Here is a 21549-nt window from a genome sequence, read left to right on the forward strand (position 1 = left end):
CTCTTCCGCCGCTCCGGAAAGCCCCGTCCGGTGCGCGGGACGGCCCGGCCGGGGGCGGCGCGGGCGGGGCAGAATGGCCGCATGCCGATACCCAGCCGTGCCGCCCTCGTCGACCACCTAGTCCGCACCCGTATCGCCGGTGACGTCGCGACCCCCCGCGACAACAACCTCTCCCACTACCGCAAGCTCGCCAATGGCGACCGCCACTACTGGCTGGGCCTGGAGCTGGGGGACCGCTGGAGCGACGAGCAGGACGTGCTTGCCGTCATGGCCGAGCGCTGTGGGGTCGTCGACGACCCGGGGCACCGCACCGGCCAGGACACCATCGACCCCGAGCTGACGGTGGACGCCCTGGACCGCATGGCGGCGCGGCTGCGCAAGGCCGCGGCCGGGCGGGAGCGGGTGCTGTTCGCGACCGGGCACCCGGGCGCGCTCATCGACGTGCACAGCCGTACCGCCGCCGGGCTGCGGGCGGCGGGCTGCGAGATCGTACGGATCCGCGGCGGGCTCACCGCCGACGAGGGGTACGTCGTCCAGTTCGCGGACGTGGCCGTCTTCGAGCGGGGTGCGTCCTTGTGGCACACCCACTCGCCGGAGCCCATGCGGGCGATCCTGGACGCGCTGGAAACCCCGCCGGACCTCGTGGTCGCGGACCACGGGTGGGCGGGGTGCGCGGGGCAGCGGGGGGTGGACTCGATGGGGTACGCGGACTCCAACGACCCCGCGCTGTTCCTGGCGGAGGCGGAGGGGACGCTCCAGGTGACGGTCCCCCTGGACGACCACGTCCTGGACCCGCGCTTCTACGAGCCGATGACGGCGTATCTGCTGGACGCGGCGGGCCTGGAGGCCTGACGCGCCGGGGCTGCGGCCCGGGCCCCGGCTCCGAGCGGGGTCGTGCGCCGCGTCAGCGCGGGACGCGGACCACGCCCTCCTGGATGACCGTGATCGCGAGGCGGCCGTCCTGCGTGTAGATCCGGGCCTGGCCCAGGCCCCGCCCGCCGGACGCCGACGGGGACTCCTGGTCGTACAGGAGCCATTCGTCGGCGCGGAAGGGGCGGTGGAACCACATCGCGTGGTCAAGCGAGGCGCCCACCACGTCGCCGACCGCCCAGCCGCCGCGCCCGTGGGCGAGCAGCACCGAGTCGAGCAGCGTCATGTCGGAGACGTACGTCGCCAGGCACACGTGCAGGAGCGGGTCGTCGGCCAGCTTGCCGTTGGTGCGGAACCACACCTGCGAGCGCGGCTCGCGCGGGGTGCCGACGGTGCCCCACGGCGGCACGTCCACGTACCGCAGGTCGACGGCCGCGCGGGCCTCCAGCATGCGGTCCACCACGCCCTCGTCGAGGAAGGCGTCCGCGTAGCGCGGCAGCATCTCGGCGGCCGTCGGCAGCGACTCCGGTTCCGGCGCCGGCGGCATGTCGGCCTGGTGCTCCATGCCCTCCTCGTACGTCTGGAACGACGCGGAGAGGTGGAAGATCGGCTGGCCGTGCTGGATGGCGACGACGCGGCGGGTGGTGAAGGAGGCGCCGTCCCGGATCCGGTCGACGGTGTAGACGATCGGCGCGCCGGGGTCCCCCATGCGCAGGAAGTACGCGTGGAGGGAGTGGGCCATCCGGTCCGCGGGGACGGTGCGGCCCGCGGCGACCAGCGCCTGGGCCGCGACCTGGCCGCCGAAGACGCGCGGCACGACCGCCGAGCGGGACCGGCCGCGGAAGATGTCCTCCTCGATCCGCTCAAGGTCGAGCAGATCGAGGAGGCTCTGAAGTGCCTGATGCATGAAGGTAGTTGTACAGGTCGGTCGGTGGCCGGCCCCTACAGCCCCATGTCCTTCGCGATGATCGACTTCATGATCTCGCTGGTGCCGCCGTAGATCCGGTTCACCCGGTTGTCGGCGTACAGACGGGCGATCGGGTACTCGTTCATGAAGCCGTAGCCGCCGTGCAGCTGGAGGCAGCGGTCGATGACGCGGTGCGCGACCTCGGTGCAGAACAGCTTCGCGGACGCGGCCTCGGCCGGGGTCAGCTCGCCCGCGTCCAGGGCTTCGAGCGCGCGGTCGGCGACCGCCTCGGCGGCGTCCACCTCGGCCTGGCAGGCGGCCAGCTCGAACTTGGTGTTCTGGAACGAGGCGACCGGCTTGCCGAAGACGGTGCGGTCCTGCACGTACTCCTTGGCGAACCGGACGGCCGCCTTGGCCTGGGCGTACGCGCCGAACGCGATGCCCCAGCGCTCGGAGGCGAGGTTGTGGCCGAGGTAGTAGAAGCCCTTGTTCTCCTCGCCGAGCAGGTCCTCGACGGGCACCTTCACGTCGACGAACGCGAGCTCGGCGGTGTCGGAGGTTTTCAGGCCGAGCTTGTCGAGCTTGCGGCCGATCGAGTAGCCCTCGGACTTGGTGTCCACCGCGAAGAGCGAGATGCCGTGGCGGCGGTCCTCGGCGGAGGGGGCGTCCGTGCGGGCGCAGACGATCACGCGGTCGGCGTGCACGCCGCCCGTGATGAAGGTCTTGGAGCCGTTGAGGACGTAGTGCGAGCCGTCCTCGGACAGCTTGGCGGTGGTCTTCATGCCCGCGAGGTCGGAGCCGGTGCCCGGCTCGGTCATCGCCAGCGCCCACATCTCCTCGCCGGAGGTGAACTTCGGCAGGAAGCGCTTCTTCTGCTCGTCGTCGGCGAGCATCTTGATGTACGGCAGGCCGAGCAGCACGTGCACGCCGGAGCCGCCGAACTGGACGCCCGCGCGGGCCGTCTCCTCGTACATGACGGCCTCGAACTTGTACGAGTCGATGCCGGCGCCGCCGAACTCCTCGTCCACGCGGATGCCGAAGATGCCGAGCTCGGCGAGCTTGTAGTAGAACTCGCGCGGCACGATGCCCTGCGCGAACCACTCGTCGTAGACCGGGACGACCTCGGCCTCGATGAAGGCGCGCAGGGTCTCCCGGAACGCCTCGTGGTCTTCGTTGAATACCGTACGGCGCACGGACGCCCTCCTCGGCTCGCAAATTTGGCTAAGCGCTTGCTCAGGTTGAAATACGAAGTTACCCGGCAGTCACCGGCACTGTCCAGAGTGAGACTCAGCACTTCTGAGCGCCAGCCAGAGCTCGGTGCGCACGTCCATGTCGTCGAGGTCGACGCCGAGCAGCGCCGCCGCGCGGCCGATCCGCTGGCGCACGGTGTTGCGGTGCACCGCCAGCGCGACGGCGCTGCGGTCCCAACTGCCGTGCAACGAGAGCCAGGTGCGCAGGGTGGTGCGCAAGGGGTCGCTGAGCGGGGCGAGCATGTGGTGTGCGTACGCGGCGGCCTCCTCCGGGTTCATCAGAGCCCCGAATCCGGCGGGGCGGTGCCGGGTCAGGGGGGTGCGGGTCGCTTCCGCGCGCTCCAGGGCCCGGGCGGCCTGGGTGTCGGCGACGGCCAGCCCGTCGAGCCCGGCCGGTGCGCTGACGCCGAGGGTCCAGCCGGGGTGCGTCGTGACCTCGCGGCCGGCGGGTACGAGGGCTCGTACGTGCTGCTCGCCCGCGTCGACCAGGGGAGTCCCGAGCTCGGGCGGGGCCCCTTGACCCCGGGCGTGCACGACGACCCACGGCCCTTCGCCGAGCAGCGGTTCGGCCTCCTCGGGGGTGCCGCCGAGGAGGAGTCGCACCAGTGCGGCCGAACGGGCGGCTTCGTCCGCGCCCTGCCGCTCGGCGGTGAGCAGGGTGAGGAGTACGGCTGCGACGCCGGCGATGGTGTGGTCGCCGGGGGCGCGGTGGGGGGTGGCGAGGGCGAGCACGCGGGGCCCTGCGAGGGCGTAGGCGGCGAGGTGGGTGCCGCCGAGGGTGTCGGTGGCGGTGAGGGCATGCGCCTTCGGCGAAAGTTCCCCACCCCGCCCCTTCCCGAGACCCTCCGGGGGTGAGAGTGGGCTGATGTCCGTTACCGGGGGCGCTGCCCCCGGGCCCCCGCTCCTCAAACGCCGGAGAGGCTGGAATTCCGGCGGGCTGTCTGTCGGCTGCGGCCCGGTGGGAGCGCTGGGGGCGCTGCCCCCGGGCCCCCGCTCCTCAAACGCCGGAGGGGCTGAAGGTGGCCGGGCGTTCAGCCCCTGCGGCGATTGAGCAGCGGGGTCCGGGGCGGAGCCCCGTGCCCACCGGCCGACAGCCGGATCACCATCCGCCGGAGGCTTTCGGGAAGGGGCGGGGTGGGGAAAGTCCGCCGGAGGCGCCACCACCCGCACCAACCCCCGTACCGCCAACTGCACTTCCGCCGACGGCTCCGCCCCGCTCTCCGCCAGCACCGCGCCCTCGGCCGTGAGTACCCCCGCCCAGCCGCCCAGCCGCGCCGCGAGCTGGCGGAGGACCGCCGGAACCGGGTCGGAACGGGACGCCCCCGCCGCCAGCGCCCGCTGCGCCTCGCCCACCCGCCGCAGCTCGTCCTCGCCGGCCCGGGCCATCAGGAGCCACACCGCCCGCGCCACCCCGGAGAACGTCGTGCGCGGCGGCACCTCCAGCAAGGGGAGGCCGTGGCGGGAGCAGGCCTCCACCAGCGCCGGCGGCACCGCGTCGTACACCGGGGCCAGACCGAAGCCCAGCGCCGCCGCCCCCGCCGCGACCACCCGGGACACGTACAGCTCGGGGTCGGGGAGCTGCACCCCCGCGGTCATGAGGAGCTCCCCGCCGAGCAGATACGGGTACGGGTCGGCCATCTCCGAGGTGTGCACCCAGCGGATGGAGGCATCGGCGGGCCCCGCGATCTGGCGGAGGCCCAGGTCCGCGCGGGCCAGCAGCGCGGCCAGTGCGATGGGCGGAGTGGGCGGAGCGGTCGGTTCCGGCATGGTGGACGATCCATCCATCGGCAGCGTCAGGAGTGGAGGAAACGTACACTTCAGCGTTGCTTTCCGGCCACCTAAGGTCAAGTCGAACCGGCGGCCGCGGGTACGGGCGGATGTCCCCGCGAACAGCCGCCGACCACTCCATCTGCACGACACGCCACCGAGTGAGCGCGAAGGAGGGCCCCGCATGGCCGTCGACTACACAGTGATCGTCGTCTATCTGGCCGGGATGCTGGCGATGGGCTGGTGGGGCATGCGGCGCGCCCGGTCGAAGTCCGAATTCCTGGTCGCGGGGCGGCGGTTGGGGCCCGCGATGTACTCCGGCACCATGGCTGCCATCGTCCTCGGCGGCGCCTCCACCATCGGCGGCGTGGGCCTCGGCTACAAGTACGGCCTGTCCGGCGCCTGGATGGTCCTCACCATCGGCCTCGGCCTGCTCGCGCTCTCCGTCTTCTTCTCCGCCCGCATCGCCCGGCTCCGCGTCTACACCGTCTCCGAGATGCTGGACCTGCGGTACGGCGGCCGCGCCGGCCTCATATCCGGCGTCGTGATGTGGGCCTACACGCTGATGCTCGCGGTCACCTCGACCATCGCGTACGCCACCATCTTCGACGTCCTCTTCGACCTCGACCGCACCGTGGCGATCGTCCTCGGCGGTGCCATCGTCGTCGCGTACTCGACCCTCGGCGGCATGTGGTCCATCACCCTCACTGACATGGTCCAGTTCGTCGTCAAGACCATCGGGGTGCTGCTTCTCCTTCTGCCCATCGCCGTCGTCAAAGCCGGCGGCTTCAGTGAGATGACGGCCTCGCTCCCCACCTCCTACTTCGACCCGCTCGGCATCGGCGGCGAGACGATCTTCACGTACGTGCTGATCTACACCTTCGGCATGCTCATCGGGCAGGACATCTGGCAGCGCGTGTTCACCGCGCGCAGCGACAAGGTCGCCCGGCTCGGCGGCACCGTCGCCGGGACGTACTGCCTGGTGTACGCCCTCGCGGGGGCCGTCATCGGCACCGCCGCCAAGGTCCTCTACCCCGAACTCGCCAGCGCCGACGACGCCTTCGCCACCATCGTCAAGGACGAACTCCCCATCGGCGTAAGGGGGTTGGTGCTCGCCGCCGCCCTCGCCGCCGTCATGTCCACCTCCTCCGGCGCCCTCATCGCCTCGGCCACCGTCGCCAACAACGACATCTGGGCGAGGATCAAGAGGATCAAGGGGGAGACCGGGGGAGGCGAAGAGCAGGACGAAGTGAAGGGCAACCGCGTCTTCATCCTCGTCATGGGGCTCGCCGTGATCGTCATCGCGACCCGGCTCAGCAGCGTCGTCGAGGGGCTCACCGTCGCCTACGACCTGCTCGTGGGCGGGCTGCTCGTGCCGATCCTCGGCGGGCTGCTCTGGAAGCGCGGCACCGCCTCGGGCGCGCTCGCCTCCGTCGTCGTCGGCGGCCTCGCGGTCGTCGGCCTCATGGTGCGGTACGGCATCCTCGCCAACGAGCCCGTCTACTACGGACTGCTCGCCTCGCTCCTCTCGTACGTCCTCGTGTCGTACGCGACGAAGCCGACCGACGCCGCGGTGCTCGCCGTCTGGCGCGAGCGGCTCGCCGGTGCCGGGGCGGAACCCACCGAGCCGGTGGCCGCCGAAGCGGCGCCGGCGCACAGCTAGAGTCACACTGATAAAGCGCATAAACGCTGAAACGAAGGGCAATTCAGATGAGCAGCAACGAAACGCCGCGCGGTCCGATCGACTCGTCCCGCATCCCGCGGTACGCCGGGCCCGCGACCTTCGCCCGGCTGCCCCGCCTCGACGAGGTCGGCACCGCCGATGTCGCCGTCGTCGGTGTGCCCTTCGACAGCGGCGTGTCCTACCGGCCCGGCGCCCGCTTCGGCGGCAACGCCATCCGCGAGGCCTCCCGCCTCCTTCGCCCGTACAACCCGGCGCAGGACGCCTCGCCCTTCGCGCTCGCCCAGGTCGCCGACGCCGGTGACATCGCGGCCAACCCGTTCAACATCAACGAGGCCGTCGAGACCATCGAGGCCGCCGCTGATGATCTCCTCGGGACGGGCGCCCGCATGATGACACTCGGTGGTGACCACACCATCGCGCTGCCGCTCCTCCGCTCGGTCGCCAAGAAGCACGGCCCGGTCGCGCTGCTCCACTTCGACGCGCACCTCGACACCTGGGACACCTACTTCGGCGCCGAGTACACCCACGGCACCCCGTTCCGCCGGGCCGTCGAGGAAGGCATCCTCGACACCGAGGCGCTCTCCCACGTCGGCACCCGCGGCCCGCTGTACGGCAAGCAGGACCTGACCGACGACGAGAAGATGGGCTTCGGCATCGTCACCTCCGCCGACGTCTACCGGCGCGGCGCCGACGAGGTCGCCGACCAGCTGCGCCAGCGCATCGGCGACCGTCCGCTCTACATCTCCATCGACATCGACTGCCTCGACCCGGCCCACGCGCCCGGCACCGGCACCCCCGAGGCCGGCGGCATGACCTCGCGCGAGCTCCTGGAGATCCTGCGGGGCCTCGCCTCCTGCAACCTGGTCTCCGCCGACGTCGTCGAGGTCGCCCCGGCCTACGACCACGCCGAGATCACCAGCGTGGCCGCCTCGCACACCGCCTACGAGCTGACGACGATCATGTCCCGCCAGATCGCGGCGTCCCGGACCGCCTGATGACCCACGACCACGACGTGGTGCTGCGCCCGACCGAGGCGCAGACCGCTGCCGCCCTCAGTCCTCCCGCCGGGCGGGGCGGCGGTGACCTGGTCGTCGAGACCCTCGCGGGGCTCGGCGCCACCACCGTGTTCGGACTGCCGGGCCAGCACGCGCTCGGCATGTTCGACGCGCTGCGCCGCTCGGACCTCAGTTATGTCGGGCTGCGGGTCGAGAACAACGCGGGCTTCGCCGCCGACGCGTACGGCCGGATCACCGGCGAGGCGGCCCCGCTGCTGCTCTCGACCGGCCCCGGCGCGCTGACCTCCCTTGCCGCGCTCCAGGAGGCGGCGGCCGCCTCGTCCCCGGTCGTCGCCATCTCAAGTCAGGTCCCCACGGCGGGACTTGACGGGGGGCGGCACGGCTATCTGCACGAGCTGCGCGACCAGAAGGCGTCCTTCCGCGACGTCGTGAAGTCCGTCCACACGGTGCGCAGCCAGTCGCAGATCCCCTCCGCGATCGCCGCGGCCTGGGAGTCGGCGCTGACCGCGCCGCACGGGCCGGTGTGGGTGGAGATCCCGCAGGACGTGCTCCTCGCGGAGACGCTCCTGCCCGTCGTCACCCCCATGGACGCCTTTCCCGAGGACATCGTCCCGCGCCCCGAACTGACCGCTGTGGCGGCCGAGTTGATGGCCAACGCGGCCCGCCCGGTGATCATCGCGGGGGGCGGGGTCGTACGCGCCGACGCCTCGGGCAAGCTCCGCGCGCTCGCCGAGAAGCTGGACGCGCCGGTCGTGACGACCTTCGGCGGCAAGGGCGCCTTCCCCTGGGAGCACCCGCTCTCGCTCCAGTCCTGGCTGGAGGACCGGCACACCACGGACTTCCTTGAGGACGCGGACGTCCTGCTCGTGGTCGGCTCCGGGCTCGGCGAGCTGTCGTCGAACTACCACACCTTCCAGCCGCGCGGCCGGATCATCCAGATCGAGGCCGACCTCGGCAAGCTGGAGTCCAACCACCCGGCCCTCGGCATCCACGCGGACGCCCGCATCGCCCTCCAGGCCCTGCTCGAAACGGTCCCGGAGCGTACGGACGCGACGGCGGCCGAGCGGGTACGGACCGTCCTGGCGAAGGTACGGGCCCGTATCGACGCACAGGACCTCGGCGAGGAACGGCGTATCCTGGCCGCCGTGCGCGAGGCCCTGCCCGCGGGGGCGCCCAGCTTCTGGGACATGACGATCCTCGCGTACTGGGCCTGGTCCGCCTGGCCGGGCGCGATGCACTCGGCGCAGGGCGCGGGGGGCCTGGGCTACGGCTTCCCGGCGGCGCTCGGCGCGGCCGTCGCCGACCCCGGCCGCCCGGTCCTCGCGGTGTCCGGCGACGGCGGGGCCATGTACTCGATCGCCGAGCTCGCCACCGCCAAGCAGTACGACCTGCCGGTCACCTGGCTGATCGTCGACGACGGCGGCTACGGCATCCTGCGCGAGTACATGACGGACACGTTCGGCGAGGCCACCGCCACCGAACTGGCCCGCCCGGACTTCGTCGCCCTCGCCGAGTCCTTCGGCGTCCCGGCGGTCCGCACAAGCGCGGACACCCTGACCGCCGACCTCTCCAAGGCGCTGGCCGCCCCGGGCCCCTCGGTGGTCGTGCTGCCCGCCCTCCTGAAGATGTTCGCGCCGACGCACCTGTAGCGCGCTGGGCGTGGTCCTAGTCCTTACGTCCCGTATTTGTTGCGGCGGGATGAAATCCGCAGGCCCCCGTGTTGGGGCTTGCGGCAGGACAGGTACCAACGGGAGGAATCACGTGACGGAGGGTGCGCAACAGGGGTGGGGGCGCAGGCTGACCGGGTACGCCTGGCGGTACCGGCGCAATGTCGTGCTGGCCCTCGGCTCGTCGCTCGGCGGCATGGCCGTCATGGCGCTCGTCCCGCTGATCACCAAGGTGGTCATCGACGACGTCATCGGCCACCACACACGCTCCCTCGCCGTCTGGACCGGGCTCCTCATAGCCTCCGCCGTCGTGGTGTACGGGCTCACGTACATACGGCGGTACTACGGAGGGCGGCTCGCCCTCGACGTCCAGCACGACCTGCGCACCGAGATGTACGGCACGATCACCCGGCTCGACGGGCGGCGCCAGGACGAGCTGTCCACCGGGCAGGTCGTCGGGCGGGCCACCAGCGACCTCCAGCTGATCCAGGGCCTCCTCTTCATGCTGCCGATGACCATCGGCAACGTCCTGCTCTTCATCATCTCCGTCGTGATCATGGCGTGGCTCTCGCCGCTGCTCACGCTGGTCGCCCTCGCCGTGGCGCCCGCCCTCTGGTTCATCGCCAAGCGCAGCCGCACCCGCCTCTTCCCCGCCACCTGGTACGCCCAGGGCCAGGCCGCCGCCGTCGCCGGGGTCGTCGACGGCGCCGTGTCCGGGGTCCGGGTCGTCAAGGGCTTCGGCCAGGAGGACCAGGAGACCGGCAAGCTGCGGGAGGTCGGGCGGCGCCTCTTCGCCGGGCGGCTTCGCACGATCAAGCTGAACTCCCGCTACACCCCGGCCCTCCAGGCCGTCCCCGCACTCGGCCAGGTCGCCATGCTGGCGCTCGGCGGCTGGCTCGCCACACGCGGTGAGATCACCCTTGGCACGTTCGTCGCGTTCTCCACCTACCTCGCCCAGCTCGTCGGCCCCGTCCGCATGCTCGCCATGGTGCTCACCGTCGGTCAGCAGGCCCGGGCCGGCGTCGAGCGGGTCCTGGAGCTCATCGACACCGAGCCCTCCATCGAGGACGGCAAGAAGGAGCTGTCGCCCGACGCCCCCGCCACCGTCGAATTCGACGACGTGAGCTTCGGCTACGACGACGAGCGGCCCGTCCTGAAGGGCTTCTCGCTCGACATCCGGCCCGGCGAGACCGTCGCCGTGGTCGGCTCGTCCGGCTCCGGCAAGTCCACCGTCTCGCTGCTCCTGCCCCGCTTCTACGACGTCTCGCACGGCGCCGTCCTCGTCGGCGGCCACGACGTGCGCGAGCTGACCCTGGCCTCGCTGCGCGCCGCCATCGGACTCGTACCGGAGGACTCCTTCCTGTTCTCCGACACCATCCGCGCCAACATCGCGTACGGAAAGCCGGACGCCCCCCAGGAAGAGATCGAGAAGGCCGCGCGCGCCGCCCAGGCCGACCGGTTCATCGCCGAGCTTCCGGGCGGCTACGACACCGCCGTCGGCGAGCACGGCCTCACCCTCTCCGGCGGCCAGCGCCAGCGCCTCGCGCTCGCCCGCGCCATCCTCACCGACCCCCGCCTCCTCGTCCTGGACGACGCGACCTCGGCCGTCGACGCCCGCGTCGAGCACGAGATCCACGAAGCCCTGAAGTCGGTCATGGCGGGCCGCACCACCCTGCTCATCGCGCACCGCCGCTCCACCCTCGGCCTCGCCGACCGCATCGCCGTCCTCGACGGCGGACGCCTCGCCGCGATCGGCACCCACGAGGAACTCCAGCGCGATAGCGCCCTGTACCGCCGCCTGCTCACCGACCCCGACGAGCTGGGCGCCGTATCGCCCGGCCACCTCCCGGCCGCCCCGCTCGCGGACGAGGAAGACCACTCCGTACGGGACGAACTGGACGCGGAGTTCGACGTCGAGCGCGGCATCACCCCGCCACTGTGGGTGCGGGAGGAGAAGGCGGATTCGGCGGCCCCCGGCGGCATGCCCGCCACGCCCGAGCTGCTCGCCCAGGTCGAGGCGCTGCCGCCCGCGACCGACACCCCCGGCATAGACGAGGCGAAGGCCGTCCAGGCCGAGGACTCCTACGGCCTGCGCAGGCTGCTGCGAGGCTTCGGCCTTCCCCTGCTCGTCAGCCTCCTCCTCGTCGCGATCGACGCGGGCGGCTCGCTGGTCCTGCCGGTCCTGATCCGGCACGGCATCGACCAGGGCGTCACCCAGCTCGCGCTCGGCGCGGTCTGGGCCGCCTCCGGGCTCGCCCTGGTCACCGTCGCCATCCAGTGGCTCGCCCAGACCGGCGAGACCCGGATGACCGGCCGCACCGGCGAACGCGTCCTCTACACCCTGCGCCTGAAGATCTTCGCGCAGCTCCAGCGGCTCGGACTCGACTACTACGAGCGGGAGTTGACCGGCCGGATCATGACCCGCATGACGACAGACGTCGACGCGCTTTCCACGTTCCTCCAGACCGGCCTGGTCACCGCGTTCGTCTCCGTCGTCACGTTCTTCGGCATCATGGTGGCGCTGCTCGTCATCGACATCGAGCTCGCCCTCGTCGTCTTCGCGACGCTTCCGCTGCTGATTGTCGGCACGTACTTCTTCCGCAAGAAGAGCGTGCAGGCCTACGAGCTCGCCCGCGAGCGGGTCAGCGCCGTCAACGCCGACCTCCAGGAGTCGGTGTCCGGGCTGCGCATCGTGCAGGCGTTCCGGCGCGAGCGCGACGGGGCCGAGCGGTTCGCGGACCGCAGCGACCACTACCGCCAGGCGCGGGTGCGCGGCCAGTGGCTGATCTCGGTGTACTTCCCGTTCGTGCAGCTCCTGTCGTCGGTGGCCGCGGCCGCCGTGCTGATCGTGGGCGCGGGCCGGGTCGACAACGGCACCCTCACCACGGGCGCCCTGGTCGCGTACCTGCTGTACATCGACCTGTTCTTCGCCCCCGTACAGCAGCTCTCGCAGGTCTTCGACGGCTACCAGCAGGCGGCCGTCTCGCTGGGGCGCATCCAGGAACTGCTCCAGGAGAAGACCTCCACCGAGGAGGCCGCCGAGCCGCTCGACGTCCTGTCGCTGCGCGGCGAGATCGCCTTCGAGAACGTCGACTTCGCGTACGGCGACGACGAAGAGGCGCTGAGCGGGGTCGACGTCCGCATACCCGCGGGCCAGACCGTCGCGTTCGTCGGCGAGACCGGCGCCGGGAAGTCCACCCTCGTCAAGCTGGTCGCGCGGTTCTACGACCCGACGGGCGGCCGGGTCACCGCCGACGGCACGGACCTGCGCGACCTGGACATCACCGCCTACCGGCACCGGCTCGGCGTCGTCCCGCAGGAGGCGTACCTCTTCGAGGGGACGGTCCGCGACGCCATCGCGTACGGGCGCCCCGACGCGAGCGACGCCCAGGTGGAGGCGGCGGCCCGCGCGGTCGGCGCCCACGACATGATCGCCACGCTCGACGGCGGCTACCTCCACGAGGTCGCCGAGCGCGGCCGCAACCTCTCCGCGGGACAGCGGCAGCTGATCGCGCTGGCCCGCGCCGAGCTCGTCGACCCGGACATCCTGCTGCTCGACGAGGCGACGGCGGCCCTGGACCTCGCCACCGAGGCCCAGGTCAACCAGGCCACCGAACGCCTCACCGGCCGCCGTACGACGCTGGTCGTCGCGCACCGCCTGACGACGGCGGCCCGCGCGGACCGGGTGATCGTGATGGACCACGGCCGGGTCGCCGAGGACGGCACGCACGACGAGCTCCTCGCCCTGGACGGCAAGTACGCCCGCCTGTGGCGCACGTTCGTCGGCGAGGCGGAGGCAGGCGCCGTGGCCGTCTGACGGCCGTCTCACCCTGTGGGCCGCCCGGAGAACCATTCGGGCGGCCGGGCGCGTCCATCCCCACACATACGCTCAAGTGGCTGAAGGGTGCAAGCGTGTTCGGTGGGGTGGGCAACAGGAGGCTCCTGGGACCGGCGCTGGCCGTGCTCGTGGCGTCGGGCGGGCTTGTCGTGTTCGGGCCGGGCGGCGGCAGCGCGGACGCGGCGGCCGCGTGTGCGGGGCGGCCCGTGAAGACGGTCGGGTTCAGTACGGGCGAGCTGCGGCTGTACAAGGGCAACGGGTACGCGTGCGCGGTGACCGAGGCGAAGACCCCGGGCGCCCGGCGCCAGATGTCGGTGACGATCCAGGCCCGGGGCGGCGCCCCGGCCGGCGACTCGGGCGCGTACACGAGGATGGCGGGCCCGGTCACCGTGCACTCGGGCAGCCGGTGCGTGCGGGCGACCGGGGCGATAGCGGGGAGTTCGGCGGAGACGGGCTGGGTCTGCTGAGCCCTCCTGGACAAGAGGCCCTTGTGAAGGTCAACCGGGTCTGGCGGGGCGGGTGTTGCCCCCGCTAGGTTCGCGGGGCCACGATCCATGCCCACAGGGGCCCCACAGGGGAGTGTGAATGCGCAAGGCGCTCAGATGGCTGCTGTCGCTCGTCGTGCTGATAGGCACGATGACCGCGACGGGAGCCGCGGCAGGGGCGGCCACCGCCGCCGAGCCGGACATCAAGGACCGCATCCTGGCGATACCCGGGATGAGCCTCATAGAAGAGAAGCCGTACAGCGGCTACCGCTACTTCGTACTGAACTTCACGCAGCCCGTGGACCACGCCAATCCGTACAGCCGGGCCACCTTCCAGCAGCGAATCACCGTGCTGCACAAGGACGTTGACCGCCCGACGGTGATGTACACCAGCGGCTACGAGGTCTCCACGACGCCCAGCCGCACCGAGCCGACGCAGATCGTCGACGGCAACCAGGTCTCCGTCGAGTACCGGTTCTTCGCGCCGTCGCGGCCCACGCCCGCCGACTGGTCCAAGGACGACATCTGGCAGGCGGCCGGCGACCAGCACGCCATATTCCAGGCCCTGAAGCCGATCTACACCAAGAACTGGCTGGCCACGGGCGCCTCGAAGGGCGGCATGACGGCCACGTACTACAAGCGGTTCTACCCGCGCGACATGGACGGCGTCGTCTCGTACGTGGCCCCCAACGACGTGGTGAACAACGAGGATTCGGCCTACGACCGGTTCTTCCGGACGGTCGGCACCAAGGAGTGCCGCGACAAGCTGGAGGGCGTGCAGCGCGAGGCGCTGGTGCGGCGGGGGTCCCTGGAGAAGAAGTACCAGGACTACGCGACCGCGAACGGCTACACCTTCGACACGGTGGGCACTCTGGACAAGGCGTACGAGGCGGTCGTGCTCGACTACGTCTGGGGCTTCTGGCAGTACCACCTGCTTGCCGACTGCTCGACGATCCCGGCGGACGCGGCGCACGCCACCGACCAGGCGATCTGGGACTCCGTCGACACGATCTCCGGCTTCTCCTTCTACACCGACCAGGGCCTGTCCCCGTACACGGCGTACTACTACCAGGCCGGTACGCAGCTGGGCTCGCCCACCATCAAGCAGCCCTGGCTCGGCAAGCTGAGCCGCTACGGCTACCAGCCGCCGCGGAACTTCGTGCCGCGGGACATCCCGATGCGGTTCCAGCCGTGGGCGATGCGGGACGTCGACACGTGGGTCAAGCACCACGCGGACCACATGCTGTACGTGTACGGCCAGAACGACCCGTGGGGTGCGGAGCGATTCGCTCTGGGCGCAGGGGCACATGACTCCTACGTCTACACGGTGGCGGGCGGCAACCACGGCTCGAAGGTGGGCCTGCTGGCGCCGGACGCGAAGTCGGCGGCTACGGCGTCGATCCTGCGCTGGGCGGGGCTGAGCGGAGCGCCCGTGAAGCCGCAGGCCAGCTTTGACGCGAAGCTGGACGCGGCCCCGCTGCAGCGCGAACCGGCACTGCGCCCGTAGCCCTGGGGTGCCGGTTGCCCCGGGGGCTCCGCCCCCGACCCCCGGGGCAACCGGCCCACCCACCCGCCCGTCGCGCAGGGTTGGTTGGCCCGACCCCTGGGGCTCCGCCCCAGACCCCGCTCCTCGAACGCCGGAGGGGCTAAGAAGGTGGTCGGTTATCTGCGGCCCGTGCGTGGCTGGTCGCGCAGTTCCCCGCGCCCCTAGCAGCACTGACCCTGGCAGGGGCGAGCATCTTCAGCCCGTCCGGCGTTTGAGGACGAGCGCCCTTAAGGCGCGAACGGGGTCTGGGGCGGAGCCCCAGGGAACCGGCTTCACCCCTTCCCAACCCCCGGAGGGTCTCGGGAAGGGGCGGGGTGGGGAAAGACTCACACCCGCCTCGCGCACCCCACCACCCCCTGACCCCCCGTCAGCTGGACGTACAGCGCCGTCGAAGAAGGGCACGCCGCACGGCTCGGAACCGCCGACACCACCCGGTACTGCGCCGCACGCACCCCCGACCCGTCGCACGCCGTCTCCTTCACCTGGTCCGCGCCCGCCGCGTAAACGCAGTCCCCCACCACCGTGTACGGCCCGCCTCCCATCCCGGGGTCGCCCGGATGCGGCGCCTCCAGGTTGCGCATGCACGCGTAACCCCGCGACACGCTGCCGTCCCCGCTCGCCGCCGCCGACGGCACGCTCTCGGCCACGTACAGGACGAAGTCCGTGTACAGCGGGCAGTCCACGGCCGCCCCCTTCGGCACCGCCCCGTCCCGGCGGGCCAGGACCTTCGCCACCGCCCGCTCGCTCGTGCAGGGCGCCTCGTGGAAGTCCTTCGTGTCGCCCACCGCCCCCTCGCGCGAGGCGCACCCGCCCGTGGCGAGGAACGGGCCCGACGAAGGCAAGGACGAAGCCGAGGAAGAGGACGAAGCGGAACCCGAACCCGACGGTGACTCCGTCGACAGCTCCGTCGCCGAGCCGCCGCCCCCCACCCCCCGGCACCCCAACGCCGTGAGCAGCAACAGGCACACCAAACACGCCAAACGGTACGTACGCATACGACCCCCCAGAACCCCCCGGATACGACCCAAGCGTGACCCGTCGGAGCGGGTGCACGCCAGGTGTCCGGGGGGCTTTGCGTCACTTGGGGGTGGTGCGCCGGGGTCGCGGCGTACGGCTAGTACGACAGGCCGTAGCCGATCGGATAGAGATCTTGCGTAGGGTCGTCGGCGCGGGGGACCGCGACCGGGAGGCGGCCGGTTGGGCGGACTCGGCCAGCCAACACCCTTGCCGCCGACCGGAGTTCGACGTCCGTCCAGCAGTACGTCGCCAGCGAGGCCGCGTACCCGGTCGCCAAGTACGCGATGTCGTACGGGTTGCGGAGGGCGAGGTGGATCACCGGCACGCCCGTGGCGACCAGCGCCGCCACCAGCCTGCTCTGCGCGCCTCCCGCCCCCGCGTCGTACGTGCCCACGATCACCGCGTCCTGGCCCGAAGCGGCCGCGGCCGCCGCCTCGATCTGGGCCGGCGACGGCAGCGTGCCCGTGGGCAACACCGTTGTGAGGAAGCCCAGTTTGTTTAGGGCCGAGGAGAGGACCGCCGTCGGAGGGCCCGTTGTGCCCGACGGGGAATCCGGGTCGGCGCCCACGATCAGAACGCGGTCGCGGCTGGAGAGGGGGAGCAGGCCGTGCGGGTTGGCGAGCAGGGTCGTCGTGCGTTCGGCGATCTCGTCGGCCGCGGCCAGATGCGCCCGCCTGCCGACCGTCCGGTCCACGCCCCGCGCGGTGACGTACGGGCGGGTGAACAGACCTCGCCGGTCCTTCAGCCGCAAGATGCGGAGGATCGATTCGTCCAGGCGGGATTCCGGCAGTTCGCCGCTGGCCACGGCCGCGCGCATCCCGTTGACCGCCACGTCCAGCTTTGGTGGGTCCAGGAGTTGGTCCACGCCCGCCTTCAGGGCGAGCACCGGCACCCGGTCGTCGCCGTACTTGTCGCGCACGCCCTGCATGCCCAGCGAGTCCGTGATCACGACCCCGTCGAAGCCGAGCTGTTCGCGCAGGATGCCGGTCAGGATCGGGTGCGAGAGCGTGGCCGGGTCGTTGCTCGGGTCCAGGGCCGGGAACTGGATGTGGGCCGTCATGATCGCGTCGATCCCGGCGTCGATCGCGGCTTTGAAGGGCGGCGCGTCCAGCCGCTCCCACTGCTCCCGGGTGTGAGTGATCACCGGGATGCCGGTGTGGCTGTCGACGCTGGTGTCGCCGTGCCCCGGGAAGTGCTTGGCGGTCGCGGCGACCGAGGAGTCCTGATAGCCGCGCACCTCGGCCGCGACCATGCGGGCCACGGCCGCGGGATCCGCGCCGAAGGACCGTACGCCGATCACTGGGTTGGCCGGGTTGATGTTCACGTCGGCGTCGGGGGAGTAGTCCTGCCGGATGCCGATCGCCGCGAGCTCCGCGCCCGAGATGCGGCCCAGCGTGCGGGCGTCCCCGGTCGAGCCGCCCGCGCCCATCGCCATCGCGCCGGGGAAGAGCGTGGCCGGCCTGCCGACCCGGCACACCGCGCCGTGCTCCTGGTCGGTCGCGATCAGCAGCGGCACCGGGACGCGCTGGGCGAGACCGGCGGCCTGGATGCCGTTGGAGAGGTCGGCGATCTGGTGCGGGTCGCGGGTGTTGTGCGCCCAGGTGAAGTAGATGATGCCGCCGACGTGGTACTTCGCGATCAGCTCGGCGGCGTCGCGCACCCCGAGCTCGCGGAGGTTGGCGTCGATGTCCGCCTGGTCGGGGGCGGTCGCGGAGTGCCCGTACACCCGCATCACGAAGAGCTGGCCGATCTTCTCCTCGACCGACATGCGGGCGATGATCGCGCGAAGCCGGCGGTCGGTGGCGGCGGCGTCCGGGGCATCCGAGGCGCGGGCGGGGAACTGGGAGCCGAGGGCGGTTATGGCGGCCACTGCGGCGGCGGTGGTCAGGAGGCTGCGTCTTGAGGTGCGGTGCTGCACGTGCGCTCCTTCCAGCGGTGTTGCCCAGGGAAGTGGAAAAGACTTCCGTAGCGGAAGCGACTTCCGTAGCGGAAGCGACTCCAAAGCGGAAGAAACTTCCAAGGCGAACCGTTATCCGGAAAGTTATTGCCAGTCAAGGCTATGCGCACAAGGCCGCACGGCGTGGCTCTGCCATCAGAGGGGCATCAGGAGGGCACCAGAGGGAGGTGCCGCCACCGGTGCAGTCGGAGGGGTTCGCACCGATGGCGGCGTGCTGCCGGCCGCAGGCGGCTGGAGAGGGGGTCGGCGCTCGCGGCCAGCGGCGATGCCGACACCGCTCTGCGGAGACTCACCGGCAGTACGTACGTTGGACGGAGGCGGCCCCGGGTGGGTTCCCTTCACGTCCCCAATTAGCCGAATTGGTGGGGAAGTTGACAGGGTGGCGGACGTTCGCCCCGGCGGGCCGATGAAACGGCAGGTCGACGGTCTGGCGCCGCTCGCGGCGATGCGCAGCACCCCCGTGGCGCGCATCGCCTCGCACCGGTGTGGCTACCAGGCCGCGCCCGCGATCTGCCGCGTCGTGGCGTTGAGCCGGTTGAAGAGGTTGGTCACGCCGATCATGAGGACCAGCGAGGCGAGCCCCTTCTCGTCGTAGTGCCGGGCCGCCTCGTCCCACACCTCGTCGGACACCGCGTCCGGGCGGTCGGCGAGCCGGGTGGCGGCCTCGGCCAGCGCGAGCGCCGCCCGCTCGGCGTCGCTGAAGTACGGCGCCTCCCGCCACGTGACGACGGTGGCCAGCTGGTCCTCGCTCACCCCGTTCTTGCGGGCGCTCGTGACGCCGCCGTAGACGCACGGCGCGCACCCGTTGATCTGGCTGGCCCGCAGGTGCACCAGCTCCAGGGTGGCCTCGTCCACCCCGCCTTCCTTGGCGGCCTTGAGCACGCTCAGAATGGCCGGCATCGCGCTGGGGATGACCTGTGCGGGGTTCGTCATACGTGCCTGCATGGCTGCGACTCCTGTATCTGGCGGGCCTGCTTCGTCCTTCGCTTTCACTGCCCTGACACGCGGGGGTACGGGGATGTGACAGCCGCGCCGAATCTCTTTTTCGGGCCCCTGCATGGCCTCCCGCCCGGGGCGCGGCATGACGTACGGCTCCCACGTCCGCCCACCGTCCCGCGACACCCGCAACGCCAGCGCGGGCCCCGCTACCAGTTGCCCCCCATGTCGGACGGCCTTCTCCCTCAGCCATGCGCGCACTTCCCCTTCTTCCTGCGGAGAGGCCGTGCGCAGATCGCCCACGGCGACGGTCGCGACGAAGTACACGAACCGGACGCGCCGCCAGTCACCGTCCGTGCCGATCACCTTGCCGGGTCCGTACACGTCCGTACCGGTGTGGGCGACATACGCCCCCATGGCGTGGGCTCCCATACGACTGCCTCTCACTGTGTGTGGTGTTCCGCTTACAGCGTGGGGTCACGTTCCGTACGCTGACTAGTGCACAGAGCGTGACAACGCAGCCTGCACGCAAGGGAGTTGGTGTCGTGGCGATCGAGGACAACCCCGTATCCCGCGTCAAGTACGGCGAGGAACTCAGGGCCCGGAGGGAAGCGGCCGGGCTCACCCAGGAAGAGCTCAGCCAACGTGCGGTGATGTCGCGCGCGCATATTGCCCACATCGAGGCGGGGAGGCGGAGGCCGAGTCTGGATGATGCGCGCCGGTTGGACAAGGTGCTGGGGACTGATGGGTTCTTTGAGCGGTTCCTGCCTACGTTGGATGGCCGCAATGTTGCTGAACACTTCGCGGAGGCCTTGGAGTTCGAGCAGCAGGCGACGCTGATTCGCCAGTACGCACCCAAGTTGGTGCCGGGGTTTCTGCAGACGGAAGCGTATGCGCGCGAGGTGCTCGGCTCGGGTCATCCGCCCAAAAGCGACGAGGAACGTGACCGGCTCCTTGGCACAAGGCTGGAGCGTGCCCGTGTTCTTCATGACTTCGACAAGCCCGTGGTGTGGACGATGCTCGATGAGGCGGTGTTGCGGCGACCCATCGGCGGACCACTCGTGATGTGCGAACAGCTTCGGCACCTGCTGGCGCTGGGCGAAAGCCGTCGCATCCGCTTCCATGTGCTCCCGTACGAGGCCGGCCCGCATGCCCTGTTGGAGGGGCACGTCTCGCTGCTGTGGTTCAGCGACCTCCCGCCCATCGCGTATGTGGAAGGCCTCAAGACCGGCAGGGTCTGGGAACTTCCGTCCGTGGTGCGGCAGTGCCAGGAGGTCTACGATCACGCCCTGGGTGACGCGTTGTCGCACCATAGGTCTCTGGCGCTGATGCGGTCAGTGGCGGAGGATTACGAGCATGAAGCGCAGTGAGTACATCGTGCCCGACGCCTCGGTCCTGACCGGTTGGCGGAAGTCCAGCTACAGCGGCGGAGACAGCGGCGAATGCCTCGAAGTCAGCGAGGCGTACGCGACCTGGCGGAAGTCCTCGTACAGCGGCGGAACCAGTGGCGACTGCCTGGAGTTCAGCGACTCCTGCTCGGGGTGCGTGCCCGTGCGGGATAGCAAGAACCCGACCGGGCCCGCTGTTGTATTCGGGGCGGCGGCGTGGACGTCGTTCGTCGGGGCGGTCAAGGCTGACGACCTCAGCGGCTGAGGTTGGCCCACGCTTCCCGGAGGGCGTGAACCGTTGCCGTGATCGCCGGGCGGCGGGCCGCTCCGGTGCGCCACAGGGCGTACAAGTGACGGGTCGGGACCGGGTCTAGGCGTAGGGCCACGACGCCCTCGGGAAGCGGGCCCCGGCCCAGTCGCGGGATCAGGGCGATGCCCAAACCGGCTGCCACCAGGGCGAGTTGGGTGTGGTACTCGGCCGCCTGGTGGCGCAGATCGGGCTCGTGGCCGTCGGCGCGCAGGGTGCGTACGAGCCAGTCGTGACAGACCGAGCCAGGTGGCTGGCAGATCCAGGGCTCGTGGGCGAGGTCGGCGCGGCGGATCGCGGGGCGGGCGGCCAGGGGGTGGCCTGCCGGGACCAGTACGTCGCAGTGGTCGTCGCCGATGGATGCGTGCTCGACGCCCTCGGGGGCGGGCAGCGGGGCGATGTCCCAGTCGTGTGCGACGGCCAGATCGATGACGCCCTTGGCCACCAGGTCGACCGAGACGTGCGGGTCGACTTCGGACAACTTCGTTTCCAGGGTGGGGTGTTGGCGGGCCAGGGAGGCTAGGGCTGCCGGGAGCAGGCCGCGCGCCGCTGTCGCGAAGGCGCCCACCGTGAGGTGTCCGGTGGGCAGTCCGCGCCGCTCTTCGAGCGTGATCTCCGTACGCTCGACGATGTCCATCAACTCCCCTGCCGCTGAGGCGAGATGGAGTGCGTCCTCGGTGAGGGCGATGCCCCGGCCGCGTCGCTCCAGGAGGGTCGTACGGGTCTCGCGTTCCAGCTTGGTGATCTGCTGGGAGATCGCGGACGGGGTGTAGCCGAGCGCGGTGGCAGCGGCGGCGACCGAGCCGTGGACGTGGACCGCGTGCAGTGCGCGCAGCCGAGCCAGATCGAGCACGAGCCCTCCCGTGGATGCCAGGTTTCGGGATTCGGGATCCGGTACCCGAGTTTCCGGGTTT

16 protein-coding genes are annotated in these 21549 nt (G+C 71.2%); 9 read left to right on the forward strand and 7 right to left on the reverse strand.

The window, feature by feature from the left end; genetic code table 11:
• Window positions 1–81 precede the first annotated feature (81 nt).
• Window positions 82–852 carry a phosphatase gene (locus OHA17_RS25600; RefSeq protein ID WP_406508535.1) on the forward strand — a complete coding sequence of 257 codons (771 nt, stop codon included), beginning with the start codon at window positions 82–84 and terminating at the stop codon, window positions 850–852.
• A 52-nt stretch (window positions 853–904) separates the two neighbouring features.
• Here OHA17_RS25600 and tesB read toward each other — a convergent pair whose 3' ends face one another.
• The 3 genes from tesB to OHA17_RS25615 all read right to left on the reverse strand — a co-directional run bounded on the left by tesB (window position 905) and on the right by OHA17_RS25615 (window position 4794).
• Entirely contained in the window at window positions 905–1777 is an 873-nt protein-coding gene (gene tesB, locus OHA17_RS25605; protein WP_406508536.1) for an acyl-CoA thioesterase II, read from the reverse strand.
• A 35-nt stretch (window positions 1778–1812) separates the two neighbouring features.
• Window positions 1813–2970 carry an acyl-CoA dehydrogenase family protein gene (locus tag OHA17_RS25610; protein WP_406508537.1) on the reverse strand — a complete coding sequence of 386 codons (1158 nt, stop codon included), beginning with the start codon at window positions 2968–2970 and terminating at the stop codon, window positions 1813–1815.
• A 69-nt stretch (window positions 2971–3039) separates the two neighbouring features.
• Window positions 3040–4794: a PucR family transcriptional regulator ligand-binding domain-containing protein gene (locus OHA17_RS25615; protein ID WP_406508538.1), complete on the reverse strand. Its 1755-nt coding sequence runs from the start codon at window positions 4792–4794 to the stop codon at window positions 3040–3042.
• Between the two features lie 184 nt (window positions 4795–4978).
• On the opposite strand from OHA17_RS25615, the gene OHA17_RS25620 reads away from it, so the two are divergent.
• From OHA17_RS25620 to OHA17_RS25645, 6 genes are all read left to right on the forward strand, one after another.
• Window positions 4979–6457: a sodium:solute symporter gene (locus OHA17_RS25620; protein ID WP_406508539.1), complete on the forward strand. Its 1479-nt coding sequence runs from the start codon at window positions 4979–4981 to the stop codon at window positions 6455–6457.
• Window positions 6458–6504: 47 nt separating this feature from the next.
• Window positions 6505–7473, forward strand: a complete 969-nt coding sequence (gene speB / locus OHA17_RS25625; protein WP_053724308.1) for an agmatinase — start codon at window positions 6505–6507, stop codon at window positions 7471–7473.
• Window positions 7473–9143, forward strand: coding sequence for a thiamine pyrophosphate-binding protein (locus OHA17_RS25630; RefSeq protein WP_406508540.1), 1671 nt, complete (start codon window positions 7473–7475; stop codon window positions 9141–9143). The genes speB and OHA17_RS25630 overlap by 1 nt, the downstream gene beginning before the upstream one ends.
• 112 nt (window positions 9144–9255) lie before the next feature.
• Entirely contained in the window at window positions 9256–12978 is a 3723-nt protein-coding gene (locus OHA17_RS25635; RefSeq protein WP_406508541.1) for an ABC transporter ATP-binding protein, read from the forward strand.
• 95 nt (window positions 12979–13073) lie between these two features.
• On the forward strand, window positions 13074–13466 hold the full coding sequence (locus tag OHA17_RS25640; RefSeq protein WP_398872087.1) for a hypothetical protein: 393 nt from the start codon (window positions 13074–13076) through the stop codon (window positions 13464–13466).
• Window positions 13467–13584: 118 nt separating this feature from the next.
• Window positions 13585–14991, forward strand: coding sequence for a S28 family serine protease (locus OHA17_RS25645; RefSeq protein ID WP_406508542.1), 1407 nt, complete (start codon window positions 13585–13587; stop codon window positions 14989–14991).
• A 365-nt stretch (window positions 14992–15356) separates the two neighbouring features.
• Here OHA17_RS25645 and OHA17_RS25650 read toward each other — a convergent pair whose 3' ends face one another.
• The 3 genes from OHA17_RS25650 to OHA17_RS25660 form a co-directional block, all read right to left on the reverse strand.
• Window positions 15357–15815 (reverse strand): hypothetical protein, encoded by a 459-nt coding sequence (locus OHA17_RS25650; RefSeq protein ID WP_406508543.1) that lies wholly within the window; start codon window positions 15813–15815, stop codon window positions 15357–15359.
• 329 nt (window positions 15816–16144) lie between these two features.
• Window positions 16145–17965 (reverse strand): glycoside hydrolase family 3 protein, encoded by a 1821-nt coding sequence (locus OHA17_RS25655; protein WP_406508544.1) that lies wholly within the window; start codon window positions 17963–17965, stop codon window positions 16145–16147.
• Between the two features lie 528 nt (window positions 17966–18493).
• Window positions 18494–18949, reverse strand: coding sequence for a carboxymuconolactone decarboxylase family protein (locus tag OHA17_RS25660; RefSeq protein ID WP_406508545.1), 456 nt, complete (start codon window positions 18947–18949; stop codon window positions 18494–18496).
• Window positions 18950–19485: 536 nt separating this feature from the next.
• Here OHA17_RS25660 and OHA17_RS25665 point away from each other — a divergent pair.
• Both OHA17_RS25665 and OHA17_RS25670 read left to right on the forward strand, forming a co-directional pair.
• Window positions 19486–20310, forward strand: coding sequence for a Scr1 family TA system antitoxin-like transcriptional regulator (locus tag OHA17_RS25665; protein ID WP_406508546.1), 825 nt, complete (start codon window positions 19486–19488; stop codon window positions 20308–20310).
• Entirely contained in the window at window positions 20297–20593 is a 297-nt protein-coding gene (locus OHA17_RS25670; protein ID WP_406508547.1) for a DUF397 domain-containing protein, read from the forward strand. The genes OHA17_RS25665 and OHA17_RS25670 overlap by 14 nt, the downstream gene beginning before the upstream one ends.
• Here the strand turns inward: OHA17_RS25670 and OHA17_RS25675 are convergent.
• On the reverse strand, window positions 20583–21488 hold the full coding sequence (locus tag OHA17_RS25675) for a LysR family transcriptional regulator (RefSeq protein WP_406508548.1): 906 nt from the start codon (window positions 21486–21488) through the stop codon (window positions 20583–20585). The two genes, OHA17_RS25670 and OHA17_RS25675, sit on opposite strands and share 11 nt — an antisense overlap.
• Window positions 21489–21549: the final 61 nt, after the last annotated feature.

It is taken from the genome of Streptomyces sp. NBC_00212 (genome assembly GCF_045206365.1).
Classification (GTDB): Bacteria; Actinomycetota; Actinomycetes; order Streptomycetales; family Streptomycetaceae; genus Streptomyces.